Origin of the sequence: Nocardia neocaledoniensis, from assembly GCF_029868625.1 — a bacterium.
Classification (GTDB): Bacteria; Actinomycetota; Actinomycetes; order Mycobacteriales; family Mycobacteriaceae; genus Nocardia; species Nocardia neocaledoniensis_A.
Genome location: NZ_JARWOJ010000367.1, coordinates 1 through 17,381, shown reverse-complemented (window position 1 = coordinate 17,381; position 17,381 = coordinate 1). Strand labels below are relative to the sequence as shown.

Annotated in this window: 18 protein-coding genes and 1 pseudogene; 2 read left to right on the top strand and 17 right to left on the bottom strand. The window is 69.2% G+C overall.

All coding sequences use genetic code 11. The features are described 5' to 3' along the window. Positions 1 to 28: 28 nt before the first annotated feature. A complete protein-coding gene (locus QH270_RS28560; RefSeq protein WP_280347169.1) occupies positions 29 to 508 on the top strand; it encodes a YiiD C-terminal domain-containing protein in 480 nt (159 codons plus the stop codon). A 114-nt stretch (positions 509 to 622) separates the two neighbouring features. Here QH270_RS28560 and QH270_RS28555 read toward each other — a convergent pair whose 3' ends face one another. The 17 genes from QH270_RS28555 to QH270_RS28475 form a co-directional block, all read right to left on the bottom strand. Then, a complete protein-coding gene (locus tag QH270_RS28555; RefSeq protein WP_280347167.1) occupies positions 623 to 1,225 on the bottom strand; it encodes a hypothetical protein in 603 nt (200 codons plus the stop codon). A gap of 32 nt (positions 1,226 to 1,257) precedes the next feature. Further along, positions 1,258 to 2,217, bottom strand: coding sequence for an MlaD family protein (locus QH270_RS28550; RefSeq protein WP_280347165.1), 960 nt, complete (start codon positions 2,215 to 2,217; stop codon positions 1,258 to 1,260). After that, positions 2,214 to 3,251 carry an MlaD family protein gene (locus tag QH270_RS28545; RefSeq protein WP_280347163.1) on the bottom strand — a complete coding sequence of 346 codons (1,038 nt, stop codon included), beginning with the start codon at positions 3,249 to 3,251 and terminating at the stop codon, positions 2,214 to 2,216. The genes QH270_RS28550 and QH270_RS28545 overlap by 4 nt, the downstream gene beginning before the upstream one ends. Further along, entirely contained in the window at positions 3,248 to 4,354 is a 1,107-nt protein-coding gene (locus tag QH270_RS28540; RefSeq protein ID WP_280347161.1) for an MlaD family protein, read from the bottom strand. Before QH270_RS28540 ends, QH270_RS28545 begins: the two co-directional genes overlap by 4 nt. Beyond that, on the bottom strand, positions 4,354 to 5,370 hold the full coding sequence (locus tag QH270_RS28535) for an MlaD family protein (protein ID WP_280347228.1): 1,017 nt from the start codon (positions 5,368 to 5,370) through the stop codon (positions 4,354 to 4,356). The genes QH270_RS28540 and QH270_RS28535 overlap by 1 nt, the downstream gene beginning before the upstream one ends. Then, positions 5,367 to 6,374 (bottom strand): MlaD family protein, encoded by a 1,008-nt coding sequence (locus tag QH270_RS28530; RefSeq protein WP_280347159.1) that lies wholly within the window; start codon positions 6,372 to 6,374, stop codon positions 5,367 to 5,369. The genes QH270_RS28535 and QH270_RS28530 overlap by 4 nt, the downstream gene beginning before the upstream one ends. Then, complete coding sequence (locus QH270_RS28525; RefSeq protein WP_280347157.1) at positions 6,371 to 7,402, bottom strand: MlaD family protein; 1,032 nt, start codon at positions 7,400 to 7,402, stop codon at positions 6,371 to 6,373. Before QH270_RS28525 ends, QH270_RS28530 begins: the two co-directional genes overlap by 4 nt. A gap of 4 nt (positions 7,403 to 7,406) precedes the next feature. Further along, entirely contained in the window at positions 7,407 to 8,273 is an 867-nt protein-coding gene (locus QH270_RS28520) for an ABC transporter permease (RefSeq protein ID WP_280347155.1), read from the bottom strand. Further along, positions 8,273 to 9,241: an MlaE family ABC transporter permease gene (locus QH270_RS28515; protein ID WP_432420442.1), complete on the bottom strand. Its 969-nt coding sequence runs from the start codon at positions 9,239 to 9,241 to the stop codon at positions 8,273 to 8,275. Before QH270_RS28515 ends, QH270_RS28520 begins: the two co-directional genes overlap by 1 nt. A gap of 76 nt (positions 9,242 to 9,317) precedes the next feature. Then, complete coding sequence (locus tag QH270_RS28510) at positions 9,318 to 9,947, bottom strand: TetR/AcrR family transcriptional regulator (protein WP_280347152.1); 630 nt, start codon at positions 9,945 to 9,947, stop codon at positions 9,318 to 9,320. Further along, a complete protein-coding gene (locus QH270_RS28505; RefSeq protein WP_280347150.1) occupies positions 9,931 to 11,745 on the bottom strand; it encodes an AMP-dependent synthetase/ligase in 1,815 nt (604 codons plus the stop codon). Before QH270_RS28505 ends, QH270_RS28510 begins: the two co-directional genes overlap by 17 nt. Positions 11,746 to 11,790: 45 nt before the next feature. Then, complete coding sequence (locus QH270_RS28500; protein WP_280347148.1) at positions 11,791 to 12,633, bottom strand: SDR family oxidoreductase; 843 nt, start codon at positions 12,631 to 12,633, stop codon at positions 11,791 to 11,793. Positions 12,634 to 12,662: 29 nt separating this feature from the next. Continuing rightward, complete coding sequence (locus tag QH270_RS28495; protein ID WP_280347146.1) at positions 12,663 to 13,526, bottom strand: alpha/beta fold hydrolase; 864 nt, start codon at positions 13,524 to 13,526, stop codon at positions 12,663 to 12,665. Further along, entirely contained in the window at positions 13,526 to 14,413 is an 888-nt protein-coding gene (locus tag QH270_RS28490; RefSeq protein WP_280347144.1) for an SDR family oxidoreductase, read from the bottom strand. The genes QH270_RS28495 and QH270_RS28490 overlap by 1 nt, the downstream gene beginning before the upstream one ends. 34 nt (positions 14,414 to 14,447) lie before the next feature. Beyond that, on the bottom strand, positions 14,448 to 14,882 hold the full coding sequence (locus tag QH270_RS28485) for a type II toxin-antitoxin system Rv0910 family toxin (protein WP_280347141.1): 435 nt from the start codon (positions 14,880 to 14,882) through the stop codon (positions 14,448 to 14,450). 56 nt (positions 14,883 to 14,938) lie between these two features. Then, on the bottom strand, positions 14,939 to 16,150 hold the full coding sequence (locus QH270_RS28480) for a lipid-transfer protein (protein ID WP_280347140.1): 1,212 nt from the start codon (positions 16,148 to 16,150) through the stop codon (positions 14,939 to 14,941). Positions 16,151 to 16,175: 25 nt separating this feature from the next. Then, a complete protein-coding gene (locus QH270_RS28475; RefSeq protein WP_280347139.1) occupies positions 16,176 to 17,048 on the bottom strand; it encodes a MaoC/PaaZ C-terminal domain-containing protein in 873 nt (290 codons plus the stop codon). A gap of 150 nt (positions 17,049 to 17,198) precedes the next feature. Between QH270_RS28475 and QH270_RS28470 the strand changes: the two are divergent. After that, a pseudogene (locus QH270_RS28470) lies at positions 17,199 to 17,381 on the top strand (hypothetical protein); the annotation flags it as partial.

Sequence of the window (17,381 nt, the reverse complement as noted above, 5' to 3'; positions counted from 1 at the left end):
ACTTGATCTGCAAATAGGAAGGTGCCCCATGCCGAAATCTCCGCCCGCGCTCGCCGAACTGCCCGAACGGCAGTTGATCGAGGTGATCAACGCGGGTATCGAGCACACGATCCCGCCGATGCACGGCCTCGGCATCCATCTCGTCGAGCTGACAGCGCGCCGAGCGGTCGCCGTGGCGCCGTTGGCCGGTAATGCCAACCACCTCGGCACCATGTACGCGGCGACGATTTTCGGCGCGGCCGAGATGCTGGGCGGGGCTCTGTTCTTCCCGCGCTTCGACCCGCAGCGGTATTACCCGACGGTCAAGTCTCTCCAGATCGACTACCACCGCCCGGCCACCTCCGACATCCGCGCGACCGCCGAATTCGACGATGCCACCTGGGCGCGGCTACCGGTGGAACTCGCAGCCGCGGGCAAGGTGGAATTCGTGCTGGCCGCGAAGGTCACCGACGACACCGGCACCGTCGTGGCGACGACCAGCGGGATCTACCAGATCCGGTCGCGCTGACGCCTCGGCCGTGACGGCCTGGCGTGATCCGACGATCGGCGGGGTGCCCGAAACCGGGCGGCCCGCCGATCCGGCCGGGACCGATGGGCGGTCCGCTGCGGACCAGCGCCCGGACTACTTGATCGGCAGCGCGCCGTCCATGCCGCCGACGTCGGTGATCTTCCAGTCCGCGCCGCGATCCACCGACACGGTGTAGGTGACGGTGCTCTGGCCGCCCTCCGGCGCCTGCGCACTGGTCGAGGTGACATTGACGAAGACGTTCACCTGATAGACGCCGTTCGCCTCCGACATCACCTCGGCGGTGATGGGAGTGGAGTTGGAGGTCCACTTCAACGGGACCAGGATCTCCCGCAACGCCGGGGCCGTCGCGTCGAATTTATTCGCCAGCGCGGGGGCGGTATTCGACTTCAGCTCGGCGAACCAGGGATTGAGATCCTGATAGTTGATGGTGGAGGCGCCGACCGCGTAGTCAGCGGCGATCTGTTCGGCCCGCCGCTGATCGTCGGCCGTCGCCCGCTGAGCCGCGAGCTCGGCCCGAGCCGACCACAGCAGCCCGCCGAGCGTCACCATGATCGCCACGGCGGCCACCGCGGCGGCCACGCCGATCACGGCGTTGAGCGAGAAGGACACGCTGCGTGGTCTACGCCTCGGTTCGGTGGCGGCCCTGGTGGGCGCGTCGGCAGCGGTCGTGGTCTGCTCGGGGGTTTCGACGGACATGGTGACTCCTGCAAGCTCGAGGGTGAAGGGCGTTACTTGACGTGGATCTGCACGCGCAGCCTCCCGTCCTCGCCGACGGCCTCCAGCGCCTGCGAGATCAAACTGCCCAGGTCGATCCGGCGCAGCGCCGACGTCGAGTTCTGGGCCAGCGGAGCGAGCACGGGAACCAGCGCCGACAGCTCGGGGCCGACACGGTCGACCCAGTCCCGTAGCTGGTCGAGGAACGGCACCAGTCCGGTCCCGGTGGTGTAGTCGGTGGGGACGTCGCCGATGTTCGCCCAGGCCGCGACAGCCTCGGCCGCATCGTCGAAAGTGCCGCCGAGCGCGCCCCATTCGGGCCCGGCGTCGGCCAGCGCGGCTCCGGTCCAGTCCATCTCGCCGCCGAGGGTCTGCAGGTCGGTGAGCAGAGCGCGGATCTTGTCGGTGCGGCTGAGCAAGGTGGCGGCGAGCAAACTGGTCGACCGCGCCAACTGGGGCATGATCGCTTCGGTGCCCGCCAAGCCCTGGCTGAACGTGTCGATGAGGGAGCGAATCGTACTGGGGTCGAGCTGGTTCAGCAGTTCGGTCACCCGGCGGGCGACCTCGGGAAGAGAGGTCGGGGTGCGCACCGCGCTGGTCTCGATGGTCTGGCCGTCGGCCAGGTAGGGCGCGCCCGCCCGGGTCGGGACGAACTGGACGTAGGGCTCGCCGAGCGCCGACAGGTTCTCGATGACGGCGGTGCTGGCCACCGGAATCCGGTACTCGTCGTCGACGCGCAGGGCCACCTCCACGCCCGTGGCGACGGTACGTACGCCGGTGACCTCACCGACCCGGATGCCCGACAGCAGCACCGGCGACCGCGGGCCGAGGCTGCCGGAATCGGCGAGCACCATGGTCAACCGGGTGTACCGGGTGAACCAGTCCACCCCGACCACGCTGAAGGTCAGGTAGCTGATGCCGATCAGCAGCACGCCGGCGAGGGCGGCCAGGGAGGCGGTGACGCCGCGGGTCATCGTAGAAGTCCGATCATGCGCAGGGTGTCGACGATGCGGGCGGTCTGCTCGGCGCGGTCGCCGGTGGCACCGAGCACGGGCACCACGTCGACCTTCACCCCGCGTTCGAGGAACGGCAGCAACCGATCGCGGATCAGCGACACCAGGGTGTTCAGGTTGGACGACGCGTTCGGATCCAGCGGCCGGTCGGTGAACAGCATCGGCAGCAGCGCCTTGGCCGCGGCGTCACCCGCGACGACGGTCGGACCCAGCCATTCCAGGCTGTGCGCGACGGTGCCGAGCGCCCCGAAAGCACCGAGGACCAGGATGATCGAGCGCACCGCCTCGGTGACGTGGGTCGCGCCGGTCTCGGAGAGCAGTTCGCTCAACGCGCGGCGATTGTCCACCAGCACTTGCGTATTGGCGTGCACGCCGTCGAGCAGCGCGCCGACACCGTCGAGGTGCGCGGCGACGTCGGTGAGATCTCGGCCGAGAACCTCGGCGATGCGGGCGCTGTCGGCCGGTTCGGCGGGCAGCACCGTGTTCATCCGGTTGACGATGTCCTGGAACTGATGCACGGCACCGCCCTGCACGAACGTCGCCAGCCCGGCCAGCGCGTCCTCGACCTGCAGCGCCGGTTCACTGCGCGCCAGCGGGATGGTGCCGTTGTCGGGGAGCGACACCGCCTGGCCCGTCGGCGCGGACAGCGCGATGAACACGTCGCCGAGCAGCGTGTTCTGGCGCAGTTGCGCGCGGGTGTCCACCGGCAGGCGGACCGCGCGGCTGATCTCGACATCGGCGATCACGTAGCCCGCGCTGCTCGGCGTCGGATCGACGACCGTGACGGCGCGCAGGTCGCCGACCTGGACGCCATTGGCCACCACCTGCGCTCGGGCAGGCAGGTTCAGCGCGTCGGCGAATTCGATGTGCAGCCGGTAGGTCGGCCCGTCGACCCCGGCTCCGGGCGGGGTGAGCGCGGAGGGATCGAACGCGCAACCGGCCAGCGCCGCGGTCACCGTCAGCGCGGACAAGCTCTTGGCGACAGCGTGTCTCATCGCGCACCTCCGGCACCGAGAATCAGACGGGTCAGGTCGATATCGGCCATCGCGGCGCCGCTGTTCGCGCAGCCGCCGGGCGTGAGCGCGTTGATCGCGGCGCAGACCTGGTCGGCCTCGGGCTGCGCGACGGTGAGTTTCGGTGGCGCGTAGTCGATTGCGGTCAATCCCGTCTCGGGATCGGCGGACTTGCGAAAGGCCGCGGTGATCGGCGGGATCATGTCGACGAGCTCGTGCAGTGAGCCCACGTTCGCGCTGAGCAGACGCACCAGCGGAACCGTGGCGTCGAGGCCGTCGAGCAGGGCGCCACCGAAGGTGCGGGTGAGGTCGTTGAACCAGATCAGGATCACCTTCAGGCGGTTGATGGCATCGACCACCACGGGGAGCAGCTCCCCGTTGACGTAGCGCAGGGTCTCGCCCAGCCGGGTCAGCGTCTGTTCCACCGCGCCCCAGTGGGTTCCGAGTTTCGCGGCCAGTTCGGACATCGCGTCGATCAGCGCGCCGATGTTGCCGATGGCGGCGTCGGGCGAATCCAGGGCCGAGCCGAGTGCGCGGATCAGCGCGTTCAAGGAGGGGCCGGTACCCGCGGTGGCCCGGTCGAAGGCGGCCAGGCCGCGGCCGAGTAGTTGGCGCTCGGCCGGATCCTCGCCCGCGGTGAGCGCGCCGGACAGTTTCTCCAGTGCCGCCATGGTCTGCGTCATGCTCTTGGGGGTGAGGGTGTCGGTGACGCAGGCGCGCTGGTCCCACTCGGACGCGCCGGCGCCCTCGGTGAGCACGGCCAGGTCCCGGTCGGCGACCAGGGTGTCCGACACGGTGACGGCGGAAACCGCCCCGCGCAGCGGATGATCCGCGTCTACCCGGAAGTCCACCCGCACTCCCGTGCCCTCGGGGCGCAGTGCCGACACCGCGCCCACCCGCACACCGCGCAGCGTCACGTGACTGCCCGGATACAACCCGATGGCGTCGGGCATCAGGGCACAGTAGGCGCGTGTCGGCCGTCCCGCGTCGGTGGCGACGGCGTACCCGCCCACGACAGCTGTGGTGACGAGTACGACACCGGAGACCGACAGGAATCCCCGGGAAGCGAAGAGTCGCCGCAACATCAGCAGGTCCTTCCCGGTACCGGAACGCACACCCCGCCGGTGCGCACGGCCGCGGTCGAATGGTCGATCGCGAGCCCATCCGGCCCGCTGAGTTCGCCCAGCCGCGCGATCGTGTTGCGCAACGACCCGATCAGACCGTCGAACCGATCGCCCAGCGACCGCAGTTCCGGTAGCGCGCGGGCGAGCTCGGCGGCCATCGGCTTCAGGGTGTTCGCGTAGGCCGGCTCCAGCGCGGCGATGCGGGAGAAGACGTTGTCGAGCAACTGGATCGACACCGCGATCTCCGACTTCTTGTCCAGCAGCAGCGTTTCCACCAGGCTCAACTCCGCGTTGAGCCGCCCGTAGAGCTGCGAGGTGGCGTTGATCGAGGTGAGATACTCGCCGGCGATCGACAGCGCCTGGGAGACGTCCTGGTTCTGCCGATCGAGAATGTCGACGACCGCGTCGATGCTGGTACCCAGCTGCCGCAGACCGTCCGGGCTGCGATCCAGCGACTGTTGCAGGGCGGCGAAATTCTTGCGCACGGTGTCGCCGTCGACCTGGGCGATCGGTCGAGCCGCGTCCTGGAACGCCTGCCCGAGGCTGTAGGGCAATCGCACCCGATCCGCCGGAATCGGTGTGCGGCCCAGGGGTTCGGTGCCCGCCGGGGACACGGCCAGATAGTGGCCGCCCGCTACCGTGAGCATCCGAACGGCCAAGGTCGTCTTGTCGCCGAGCCGCACCGCGTCGTCGACGGTGAAGGTCATTCGCACCCGGTCATCGCGCAGCACGAGCGAGGTCACGCTGCCCACCGGGATACCCGCGATTCGCACATCGTCGCCGGGACGGATGGCGTCGGACTCGGTCAGCTCCGCGGTGTATTCGGCGCGCCCGACCGGGGCGACGTAGAGGATCGTGCCCGCAGCGAGCAGTGTCACCACCGCGAGGGCGCCGCCGAGTCCCCAGCGCAGTTCCCGCCGCGCGAGCGTCGCCTCGTCGGGTTGTCCCGGGGCACGCCTGCGCCACTTGTCCTTCATCGGTTGCAAATCGAGATCCTCCGGCCATCGATCAGGACGGCGACGACGCCGGGAACCTCGGCTCGGCCGCGCGAGCAGGTGAGGTCGACGCCGGGGCCGGTCGCCGGGATGAGGGTGTTGAGCGACTGCACCAACCCGGGCAGCCGCCCGAGCGCCTGAACCGCCGTGTCCGGATCCGGAATGGCGGTCCGGATCAGCGCGTCGGCGTCGGCGTTGTAGCCCACGTTCAGGCCGAGCGTGGCCGCCAGACTGTCGATCGGGCCGAGTACACCGGGAGCGGTGACCGCGAAGTCGACCAACCCGTACACCTTCTGCTCCAGCACCGTGAACAAGTCTGTGAGTCCGGCGATCAACGTCTCGAGATGGGGTGATCGCCCGCCCAGCTGTCCGGCGATGTCGCCGAGATTGCGCACCAGCGCCGAGATCACGGTCTGCCGATCGGTGACGTAGCGACTGAGCCGCTCGATGGCGTCGAGCGCGGGCCCGATGCCGGTGCCGTTGCCCTCGACCACGGCCAGCACGCTCTGCGCCAGCTGATTCAGCGCGGCGGGCGAGAAGTCGGCCAGCACCGGCTGCAGTCCGTTGAACAGCGTGGTGATGTCGAAGGACGGGACCGTGTGCTCGGTGCCGATCGTGGTCCCGGTGGCCAGCCGGTGCCCGGCGACGGCGGGCTGGCGGATGTCGAGGTAGCGCTGGCCCGTCAGTGACTGGTACCGGATGACCAGGGTGCTGGTGTCGTACACCGGATGCGAGCGCTGCACGCTCATCCGCACCTCGGCCTGCCCGCCGCTGAGCCCGATCTCGCCGACCTTGCCCACCTGCACGCCGAACATGCGCACGTCGTCGCCGGTTTTCAGGCCGTTGGCGTCGGTGAACATCGCGGTGAAGGTGTCGGTGTCGCCGGGCACCGGACGGGTGATGGCGCTGATCACCCCGACCAGCAGCACCACCATGCCGACGGCGAAGAGCCCCAGCCGGACGCTCACTCCCGCAATGGATGTCATCGCTGGCCACCGCCCAGCACCGGCGCGAGCACCGGAATCGCGCTTACGACGACCTCGAGTCGCAGCACCGGCCCCTCGGGGGTGTCGACGAAGGAGCGATCGACACCCGCCAGCAGCGCGCGTACCTCCGCACTCGATCGTCGCGGGTCGGCGACGGTCGCGGCGGCGGCCGTGAGCAGGGGTGTCAGGATCTCGGCGTAGCCGCCCAGGTGCTGTCGCAGGCTCAGCGCGAGTTCGGAGACACCGGGCACGAAGAGTTGCTCGACGATCATCTGGATGCCGCCGTCGAAGGCTCGTCGGTCACCGCGCAGCGCCTCGATGTTGTTGATCCGGTCGAGCAGTTCGATGGTCCCCGCGCTGAATCGCGCGGCGCCGGCGAGGGTGTCGGCGTACCGGCCGATCAGGTACGAGGGGTCCAGCCGCTGGGTGTCGGCCACCGAACGCCCGAGCATGACCACCGCCTCCAGGATCGGCGTGAAGGCTTTCAGATCGCCGGCCAGGCGGGTGAGCAGATCGGTCAGCCGTGGCGTGAGCACCTGGTCGGTGGTCGCCGCGAGCGAGCGCATCAGCGCGCCCATGGTGGCGTCGGAGACCCGGTGCGCCTCGGCGCCGGCGAGGTCGACCACCGCGCCGTCGCGCAGCGGCGCTCCGCCGGGCCCGCGCCGCAGCTCGACCTCGCTGATGCCGAACATGTTCGACGGCGCGTAGTCCACGAGCAGGCTGTCGGTCAGACCGGCGAGCTGGGTATCGTCCAATCGGAGCGTGAGGCGCGGCGAACCGCGCTCGTCGACGGCGATGTCGGCGATCCGGCCGACCGTGACCCCGTCGAGGCGGACGTCGGCTCCGGTGACCACGCCGTCCCCGACCAGCGGAGTGCGCAGCACCACCTCGATGCCCGCGTCCGCGCGCAGGGACTGGATGCCCAGCCCCGCCGCCGTGACCACCGCCGCGACCGCGAGGGCCGCGAATCCCGCTCTGCGCGAGACCCGTTCATCGACGGCGACGCCGGGCATTCCGTATTTCGGCATCTGTCTACCCCGTGAAAGTGATCGACGAGTGGAAGCCCCACAGCATGATGCTCAGCACCATGTCGAGGGCGATGATGGCGACGAAACTGGCGCGGACGGCCCGCCCGGAGGCAATGCCGACGCCCTCGGGCCCGCCGGTGGCGAAGAACCCCTGATAGCTGTGGATCAGGATCACCGCCAGCCCGAACACCAGCACCTTGCCCACCGCCGCCAGGACGTCGCCGCCGCTGACGAACTGGTCGAAGTAGTGCGCGTAGACCCCCGCCGCCTGCCCGTGCACGCTGACCACCACGGCGGCACACGACAGATACGCCAGGATCAGCGTCACCACGAAGCACGGCACCAGCACCAGCACCCCGGCGATGACCCGGGTCGTCACGACGAACGGCACCGACCGCAAGCCCAGGCATTCGATGGCATCGATCTCCTCGGAGATGCGCATGGAACCGATCTCGGCGGTCATCCGGCACCCCGCCTGCGCGGCGAAGCCGATGGCGGCGATGATGGGCGCGAGTTCGCGGGTGCTGGCGAAGGCGGACACGATGCCGGTGAGCGGTCCGAGCCCGATCATGTTCAGCGTCGCGAACGCTTCGATCCCCATGCCGGCACCGAGCACGATACCCAACACCACCAGCATGGGCAGAGTGCCACCGCCGACGATGAGTGAGCCACGGCCCCAAGTCAATTCGGCGGTGGTGCGCAGGGTCTGCGCGCGATAGTGCCGCAGGGTCAGGGGAATCGAGGACAGCACCTGCCAGACGAAACCGAGGACGAACCCGGCCGAGTCGATCGGCGCGAGGGCCCGCTCGCGATGGCGCACGATCCGGTAGACGTGCCGTAACCCTCTGGGCGCGTAGGGAGTCGCCGTCATCACGCCAGCCTCGTCGGCGCGAACATGGTGACCAGCTGCGTGATCACCAGGTTCACCACCAGGATCGCCACCACCGACAACACGACCGAGGCGTTGACCGCGTCGGACACCCCGCGCGGCCCGCCCCGCGCCTCCAATCCGCGCTGGCAGGCGATCATGACGACGATGAACCCGAACAACACCGCCTTGAACAGCGAGATCGCGATATCGGTCACCGTGGTGAAGGAACCGAAAGTGGCCCAGTAGCTGCCGGATACCGCACCCTGGGTGCCGACCGCGACCGTGAAGCCCGCGACCACACCGGTGACGATGATCAAGATGTTGAGCAGCGGCGCGATCAGCACCATGGCCGCCATGCGCGGAATCACCAGCCGATGTACCGGACTGATGCCCATCACCCGCAGCGCGTCGACTTCCTCGCGGATGGTGCGCGCGCCGAGATCGGCCGCGATGGCCGCCGCACCCGCGCCGCCCAGCAGCAGCCCGGTGGCGATGGGCGCCCCCTGCTTGATCACCCCGAGCCCGCTGGCCGCGCCGAGCAGTGAGTCGGCGCCGAGTTGATGGATCAGGTTTCCGATCTGGACGGACACGATGACGCCGAACGGCACGGCCATGAGCACCGCGGGCAAGGTCGTGACGGTGATCAGGTACCAGGCCTGCCGCAACATCTCCTGCCAGGGGAATCGACGGCGGACGGTATCGCTCGCGGCCCCACTCACCGATTCGCTCGACAGCCGGACCAGGCGGCCCGTGGTGCGCAATCCCGACACCACGGTATCGGTGAAGTTCTTGCGCAAGACGGCCGACAGTGGCACTTCATCGGTGGTCGCCATATCCGGCGACCGTCCTACTGCTGATCGCGCCCTCATCGTGTCGTCGCCCCGGTCGAGAAAGCGGACGAAAGGCGTTGAGCGACCGCGAACGTGCCGACATACATCGAATTCCCCTATCAGCAGCCAATTGCGCATAAACGTAGATTCGTAGGGTGCGGGCCGACCATGATCGCGCCGCTCACACCCTTGACCCGAACGCTCGCGACATCCCTCACAGGTCGTCGCGCAGCGGGATCCCGGCCAGTCCGCCCCAGCACAGCTCGGCGGTGAGCCGCACCGCGACCGCCTTGGGGATCTCGCGGTTCGATTCGACCCAGTGCGCGGCACCGGAGCGGCTGGCCCCGACCATGCCGACGGCGAGCATGCGGGCGCGGAAAGGATCGAGGTCGCCATCGTGGGCGATGAGATCGGCGGCCGCGGTCACGCAGGCGTCGATGGCGTTGCCGACGCGCCACTGGACGGAGGGTTCGATCGTGGCGTCCGATTCGAAGATCAGGTGGTAGCCCACGGAGTTGTGGTCGACGAAGTCGAAATAGGCGGCGACCACGGCGTGCACCCGCGCGCGATTGCCCGTGGTCGAACGCAGGGCGGTGCGCACCACCTCGATCAGGTCGTCGATGTGGTTCTGCAGAACCTCGAGATAGAGCGCGAGCTTGCTCGGGAATTGCACGTAGACCGTCGGTTTGCTGAAGCCGGCGCGGTGGGCGATCTCGTCCATGGTCGCCGCGTGGTAGCCCTGCCGGGCGAACACCTCGCCCGCGGCCGCGAGCAGATGCCTGCGGCGGCGGGCGCGCAGGACCGCGCGCGGTGGGTCGACGGCGAGACTATCGATAGAGGTCATCGATGGTGGCGCGGTAGTCGGTGGCGATGGGTTTGCGCTTGAGCTTGCCGGTGGGGGTGAGGTACGCGCTGCCCGGTTCCCACGTCTCGGTCAAGACGGTGAACTTCTTGATCTGTTCCACCCGGGCGAGTTTCGCGTTCGCGGTGTCCACTCCGGCCTGCAAGGCCTCGCGGACGACGGGATGGCCCGCCAGCGTGGCGACCGCGGTGTCAGCGAGATCGTGCTTGGCGGCGAAGGCCGCGGCGGCATCGGGATCCAGGCAGATCAGCGCCACGTTGTAGGGGCGTTGATCGCCGATCACGACGGCGGCGCCCACCAGCGGGCTGTTGGCGGCGAGCGTGTTCTCGATATTGGTCGGCGACATGTTCTTGCCTGCCGCGTTGATGATGAGTTCCTTCTTCCGGTCGACGATCCGCAGATAGCCGTCGGCGTCGATCTCGCCGATGTCACCGGTGCGCAACCAGCCGTCGGCGTCGATCGTCTCCGCCGTCTTCTCGGGATCGGCGCGGTAGCCGCGCATCACCATGGGGCCGCGGGCCAGCACCTCACCGTCCTCGGCGATGCGGATCTCGGCCCCCGGCACCGGGGTTCCCACGGTACCGAGCTTGATGCGCTCGAGCCGGTTGACCGTGATGGCGGCCGTGCATTCACTCATTCCCCAGCCCTCACTGAGCGGAACTCCGAGTGCCAGCACGAATTCGTGCACCTCGGGCGGGATCGGCGCGGCCCCGGTGACACCGATCCGCAGTCGGTCCATGCCCAGCTTCGCCCGCACGCGCGACAGCACCACCCGATCGGCGATCGCGTACCGCACCGCGTCCAGCGCGCTCGGCGAGCGGCCCGCCGACGCCAGCCGGGCGCGGTGGCGGCCGACCTCGATCGCCCACCACGCCAACCGCCGCCGGAGCGCGCTCGGCTCCTCGTCGAGCCCGGCCTCGATCGCCGCCTTGAGCTTCACCCAGACGCGCGGAACGCCGAGGAACAGGGTGGGCCGCACCTCGGTCAGCGCGGCGAGAATCGTCTTCATGTCCGCGACCGTGGTGACCTGGGCACCGGACAGGATGCCGCCGTAGTGGGCGAACCAGCGGTTGGCGGCATGCGCGTCCGGCAGATACGAGATGGCCCGATCGGCCGCCCCGATGCCACCGAATTCCGCCATGACGCGCGCGTTCTCGATGAAGTTGCGATGGGTCAGCTCGACGCCCTTCGGCGGGCCGGTGGTGCCGGAGGTGTACACGATGGTGAGCAGGTCCTCCGGACCCACCGCCCGCCAGGCCGCGTCGAAGTCGAAACCGTCGGCCGGGGCCGCGACGAGGTCATCGAGGGTGAGCACGCCAGCGGCGGCATCACCGGCCGGGAACTCCTCGTCGGCGTCGTCGACGCACACCACGCGCTCGACCGCGCCGCCGAGCTCGCGGGCGGCCAGCACCGTCGGCAGGAACTGCCGCTCGCAGACCACCACCCGGTTGCCCGCGTTCTCGAACAGATACGCCAGCATGTCGGCCGGGTTGGTGTTGTACATCGAGAACGGGGTCGCGCCGAGGTGCAGGACCGCGGTATCACACACGTGGAACTCGGGTCGGTTGGTGAGCATGAGCGCCACGGTGTCGCCCGGGGCGACGCCCAGCCCCGCCAGGCCCGCCGCGACCCTGCGCACCCGATCCGCGTACTGCCGCCAGGTGAGGGTGACCGCGCCACCCACCGTGCGCAGCGCGACCTCATCCGGGTAGCGGCGCACCGTCTCTTGAAACGCCTCGCACATGGTGGCGGGCTGGGGGTCTATGGACCGATTCGTCATTGCTGGCGTCCTCGTGTGATCGAACGATGGTGTCGTACGGGCTGATCAGTCGCCCTGCGCGCGGGCACGCTCTTCGTAGGCCCGGCGCTGCACCGGATCGACGTCATCGGTGAAGACATGCTCACCGCCCAGCAATCGGGTCAGCGCCTCGCCGACCCGGCGCGGCAGGAACTTCTGTGCCACGACCGCCGCGCCGAACACCCGGCTGACGCGCAGCTTGGGGCGCGGACGCGCGATGAGCGAGAGAATGCCCGCGGCGATGTCCTCGGGTTCGGCATTACGAAAACCCCGGATGCCCTTGGTGCCCGCGGTCAGCTCGGTGTTCACGAACGACGGCAGCATGAGCGAGAAGTCGAGTCCGCTCCCGCGATGCTCCACGCGCACCGACTCGGTGAAACCGATCACGGCGTACTTGCTGGCGCAGTAGGTGGACAGGCCCGCCGTGTACGTCTCGCCCGCCATCGACGACACATTGATCACATGGCCGCGGCCGCGCGGAAGCATCCGCCGCACAGCCGCTTTCGTTCCGACGATGACGCCGTAGGTGTTGATGTCGAGAATGCGCCGGGTCACCGCGTCCGGCTCGTCGGCGATCAGGCCGACGGGCATGATGCCGGCGTTGTTCACCAGCACGTCGACCGGTCCGAGCCGGGTCTGCACCTCGTCGAGGAAGGCCTCGAACGAATCCGGGTCGGTCACATCGAGTGTCGCGTACACCTCGAGTCCGAGCGACTTCCCGGACGCCCGTACCGCCTGCTCGTCGATGTCGCCGATCGCGACGTGCGCGCCCAGCCGGTGCAGGGCGGTGGCGGTCGCCAGCCCGATGCCGCGGGCGCCGCCGGTGATCGCGACAACCTTGCCGCGTACCGCGGCCGCTGTATCCGTCATGGTTGTTCCTCACTGATCGCAGATCGAAGTCACGCGGTGCCGGCGTGTGCGGTGTGCATCGGTCCCGCGAGTTCGGTCGCCAGCGCGACGATGTCGTCGGGGGCGTCCAGATGCGGGCAGTGGCCGATGCCGTCGAGCAGGACGAGACGGCTGCCCGGTACGGCCGCGTGCAGATTGCGGCTGGCGGCCGGGGCGACCACCAGATCGCGCCGACCGTGCACCACGATGGTGGGACAGGCGATGTCGCCGGTCCGGGCGGCCGCCGACACCTCCGCCTTCAAGCGGGTGGCGAGACGGGCCAGCTCGCGTCGCCCGGTGCGGGTGGAGAACTGGTCGGCCAGCATCCGCACCATCGCCGGGTCGGCCGCGCGGGGATCGCCGTACAGCAGCCGGGCCACCACCCGCCTGGACGCGGAGCCTTGCAGCAGCCGGGGCAGCGGCAATCCGGCCGCCGCCGTGAAGGCCCGGCCGTCGGCGACCAGCAGCGTCTTCACCAGCGGAGTCCACTGGTCGGTGGCGATATCGAGGGCCACCAGTCCGCGGACCGGCAGTCCCGGCACGGTGTCGAGCATGCGCACCGCCGTGGCAGCACCGAGCGAATTGCCCACCAGCACCACGGGCGCGCTCGCCCCCTGGGCGGTGACGACGGCCTCGAGAAAGCGAACCAGCTGGGGCAGCGCCGGTCCGGGCGCCAGCGGGTCCGCCAGCCCGAAGCCGGGCAGATCGATCGCGACGGCCGGCCGGTGGGCACGGGCGCAGCGCTCCAGGACCGGCCGCCAACAGGGTGCGGGGTGGCCGAAGCCGTGCACCAGCACCAGCTTCGGCCCCGCGCCTTCGACAAACAGCTCACGGGTGCGATATCCGGCGTAACCCGCACGCCGTTCGCCGATCACTACTCGGCCTTGGACCAGTGGTTCAGCTGCGCGGGCAGCTTGTCCAGCAGCCAGGGCCCGTCGGTCTCCACCGTCTCCTTGGTGGTCCAGCCCTGCAGCAGCGAGATGGCGCCACCCTGCACCGCCAGCACCTTGCCGGTGAGCGGGCAGTCGGTGCCGGCCAGGTAGGCGACGACCGGCGCGATGTTGGCCGGGCTGAACGCGTCGAACTCGCCCTCGTCCACTTCCTCGGCGAAGATCGCGCCCATGCCGGGGGTGGCCAGGGTGAGCCGGGTACGCGCGACCGGCGCGATGGCGTTCACCCGCACGCCGTAGCGCTCCAGCTCCACCGCGGCGACCTCGGTGAGCGCGGCGATGCCCGCCTTGGCGGCGCCGTAGTTCGCCTGTCCCGGGTTGGGCATGAAGGTGCCCGACGCGGAGGCGGTGTTGATCACCGCGGCGTTGACCGGCGTGCCCGCCTTGCTCTGGTCCTTCCAGTAGGCGGCGGCGTGGTGGAGCACCGCGAAGTGTCCCTTGAGATGGACCGCGATGACCGAATCCCATTGCGCCTCATCCATGCCCGCGACGAAGCCGTCGCGCAGGATGCCCGCGTTGTTCACCACGATGTCGAGGCCGCCGAATTCCGAGATCGCCTGCTGCACCAGGTTCTGCGCGCCGGCCCAGGTCGCGATGTTGTCGGTGTTGGCGACGGCCGACCCACCCGCGGCGCGGATCTCGGCCACCACCTCCTGGGCCGGACCGGTGTCGGTACCGCTGCCGTCGTTTCCGCCGCCGAGATCGTTGACGACCACGCTCGCGCCCTCGCGGGCAAACAGCAGGGCGTGCTCACGGCCGATGCCGCGTCCCGCGCCGGTGACCACGGCGACACGGTTCTCCATTGAACCCATGGGTTTCTCCGTCTGTGTAGAAGGTGCCGGGGACTCAGCCGACGAGCGCGGCGAGCTTGTCCAGCGAGGCGGTCAGTTCCTTGGTGGTGGCGCGCTCGATCGCGCCGCCGATCGCGCCGACCATCATCTGGCTGATGAACTCGGCGTCGATGGTGGCGGTGGACGCGTCGGCGCCGTCGGCCGCCACGGACAGGGTGAAGCTGATCTTCGCGCCCGCCATCCCGGTGCCGGAGAACTTCGTGGTGTGGGGAGCGTCGTAGGTCTCGACCGTGAAATCGATGGTGTTGGCCATCCCCATGATGGTCAGCACCTCGGCCATGGTTGCGCCCTGCGAGAGCTGGGCCGGCGGCTCGGACTTCCACTTGGTGTGCACCGTCAGCCATTCCTCGAACCGGCGCGGGTCGGAGATCGCCGCCCACAGCTTGTCCTGTGCGACGGGGAATTCCTTGGAAACGTTGGCCTTGGCCATGATCTTTTCTCCTGATGCGTTGTGATGGAACGGATCTGTGGTGCCGCGTCCGCGCGTCAGCGGTTCGCGGGGCGGTAGGCGGTGACGAAGGACGCGCCACCGAGCCCGATGTTGTGCGCCAGCGCGACACCGGAGGCGGCGGCGGCCGAGACCACCTGCCGCTGTTCGGCCTCACCGCGCAACTGCCAGGTCATCTCGGCGCACTGCGCCAGGCCGGTCGCGCCGAGCGGGTGGCCCTTCGAGATCAGGCCGCCGGAGGGGTTGACCACCCAGCGACCGCCGTAGGTGGTGTCGCCGTTGTCGATGAGTTTGTGGCCCTCGCCCTCGGCCGCCAGCCCCAGCGCCTCGTAGGTGAGCAGTTCGTTGGGCGCGAAGCAGTCGTGCAGTTCGATGACGTCGACGTCCTCGGGCCCGATTCCGGCCTGCTCGTACACCTGGCGCGCGGCGGCCGCGGTCATGTCGATGCCGACCAGCGCGCGGGCGGTCTCAGCGGTGAAACTGGATTCCAGGTCGGTGACCACGGCCTGGCCGACGATCTCGACCGCCCGATCGCCGAGCCCGTGCTCGTCGACGAAACGCTCACTGGCGAGCACGGCGGCGGCGGAGCCGTCGGAGGTCGGCGAGCACATCAACCGGGTCATCCCCAGCGGCTCGTAGACCATCTTGGCCTCGCGCACCTCGTCGAGGGTGTACACGTCCTGGAACTGCGCGTACGGATTGTTGGCCGAGTGCCGGTGGTTCTTCTCGGCGATCTTGGCGTAGTGCTCGGGCGTTGAGCCATAGGTTTCCATGTGCTCGACACCCGCCGCGCCGAACATCCACGGCGCCACCGGCATGGCGAAGTCCCGCAGTTCGGCCAGCGCCTGGATGTGGTTCATGAGCGGCTGTTCACGGTCGTTCCACTGCGACTCCAGGGAACCGGTCTGCATCTTCTCGAAGCCGATGGCCAGCGAGCAGTCCACGAAACCGCCCCGGATGGCCCTGGCCGCGAGGTAGAGCGCGGTGGATCCGGTGGAACAGTTGTTGTTGACGTTCACGATCGGGATACCGGTCATCCCGAGTTCGTAGATCGCGCGCTGGCCGCTGGTCGAGTCGCCGTAGCAATAGCCCGCGGCGGCCTCGCCCACCGCGCTGTACTCGATTCCGGCGTCCGCGAGCGCCTTGGTGCCGGATTCCTTGGCCATGGCCGGGTAGTCCCAGCCCTCCCGGCGGCCCGGCTTCTCGAACTTCGTCATGCCGACGCCGACGACGAACACTCTGTTGGACATGATCACTCCTGAAAGTTGGCGCGGCTCAGGCGGTGGCGAACTCGGCCAGGCCGTCGGTGATGAGGAACTTGCCCGGCTTCTCGTCGCCCGCCGTCTCGTAGGCGTAGACCTCGCGGTCGCCCACCACTCCCTTGCGCCACACGCTGGTGGTGATGGTCTCCAGCGGCAGACCGGGTTTGGTCAGTCGCACCGCCAGACGCTTGAGCCGCGTCGGGTCCTGCGGGCTGATCTCGGTGATCAGCGCGTGCGAGGTGAAGGCGATCGTGCACAGACCGTGAATGATGATGCCGGGCAACCCCATCGCCCGCGCGAAGTCGTCGTCGAGGTGAATCGGCATCGGATCCTCGGCGGGCCCGGAGTAGCGGAAGGTCTGGTCCTCGTCGAACTTCTGCACCGTGGTGAAGTCGGCCTCGCGGGCGCGCAGTGATTCGTCGAAGGCGTGGTCCGGACTGGTTGTTCCGACAGACCCCTCGAACTGTCCGCCCCGGAAGAACCCGATGAAGTACTGCTCGTTGACCAGATCGCCGCTTTCGCCGCGGGTCTCCATCAGCGTGGTCACCACGACGCCCGACGACTTGCCCTCCACGCCGATCGGCTTGGCGCGCACCGTCAGGGTCTCGCCGGGCACGATCGGCCGGTGGAGCCGGAAGTCGTGCTCCCCGTGCAGGATTCGCATCATCAGTTCGTCGGGGACCACCGACATGGTGGCGTCGGCCATCATGACCATCGCGGGAACCACCGCGAAGACCGGCGGCGCGTAGGTACCGTCCAGGTGCTGCGCGATGGGGTCGTTGGTGGCTTCGGCGTACGCGATGGTCTGCTCGGCGTCGACCTTGAACCGCTGTTCCTCGCCCCAAGTGTCTAGGTGATCGAGGTTGAAACCCTCGTTGTCGGCCACGGCTGTCTCTCCTGTGCGCGTCGTTGGGCAGTGCCTGACTCGACGGTAGGGAGCGCGCACCCCCGGCTGCGATGACCGAATCTCTCTGCGCGTTGACCGAAACGCTCGACCTGACCGTCGCGCCCGGATTCGATTGATACGGTCTGGCCCGTGCCCTCCTCCGACGCCCAGAACACCCTGCCCATCGGCCGGGTGCGCGCCAGGGGGGAACAGGCCGCGGCCCCCCGGGGGGGCGGGGACGCGCGCCAGTCGCCGGGCGGCAAGCGCCTCATCTCCATCGCGGTGAAGGCCATGCCGGAAGGCAAGTTGTCCAGCCACCTCGTCAACGGGGTG

Coding starts and splice junctions, on each gene's coding strand:
- QH270_RS28540 (WP_280347161.1), bottom strand. CDS start 4,354: ATGTTGCGGCGACTCTTCGCTTCCCGGGGATTCCTGTCGGTCTCCGGT.
- QH270_RS28555 (WP_280347167.1), bottom strand. CDS start 1,225: ATGTCCGTCGAAACCCCCGAGCAGACCACGACCGCTGCCGACGCGCCC.
- QH270_RS28530 (WP_280347159.1), bottom strand. CDS start 6,374: ATGACATCCATTGCGGGAGTGAGCGTCCGGCTGGGGCTCTTCGCCGTC.
- QH270_RS28515 (WP_432420442.1), bottom strand. CDS start 9,241: ATGCGCAATTGGCTGCTGATAGGGGAATTCGATGTATGTCGGCACGTT.
- QH270_RS28550 (WP_280347165.1), bottom strand. CDS start 2,217: ATGACCCGCGGCGTCACCGCCTCCCTGGCCGCCCTCGCCGGCGTGCTG.
- QH270_RS28500 (WP_280347148.1), bottom strand. CDS start 12,633: ATGACGGATACAGCGGCCGCGGTACGCGGCAAGGTTGTCGCGATCACC.
- QH270_RS28505 (WP_280347150.1), bottom strand. CDS start 11,745: ATGACGAATCGGTCCATAGACCCCCAGCCCGCCACCATGTGCGAGGCG.
- QH270_RS28545 (WP_280347163.1), bottom strand. CDS start 3,251: ATGAGACACGCTGTCGCCAAGAGCTTGTCCGCGCTGACGGTGACCGCG.
- QH270_RS28485 (WP_280347141.1), bottom strand. CDS start 14,882: ATGGCCAAGGCCAACGTTTCCAAGGAATTCCCCGTCGCACAGGACAAG.
- QH270_RS28480 (WP_280347140.1), bottom strand. CDS start 16,150: ATGTCCAACAGAGTGTTCGTCGTCGGCGTCGGCATGACGAAGTTCGAG.
- QH270_RS28525 (WP_280347157.1), bottom strand. CDS start 7,402: ATGCCGAAATACGGAATGCCCGGCGTCGCCGTCGATGAACGGGTCTCG.
- QH270_RS28535 (WP_280347228.1), bottom strand. CDS start 5,370: ATGAAGGACAAGTGGCGCAGGCGTGCCCCGGGACAACCCGACGAGGCG.
- QH270_RS28490 (WP_280347144.1), bottom strand. CDS start 14,413: ATGGGTTCAATGGAGAACCGTGTCGCCGTGGTCACCGGCGCGGGACGC.
- QH270_RS28560 (WP_280347169.1), top strand. CDS start 29: ATGCCGAAATCTCCGCCCGCGCTCGCCGAACTGCCCGAACGGCAGTTG.
- QH270_RS28510 (WP_280347152.1), bottom strand. CDS start 9,947: ATGACCTCTATCGATAGTCTCGCCGTCGACCCACCGCGCGCGGTCCTG.
- QH270_RS28520 (WP_280347155.1), bottom strand. CDS start 8,273: ATGACGGCGACTCCCTACGCGCCCAGAGGGTTACGGCACGTCTACCGG.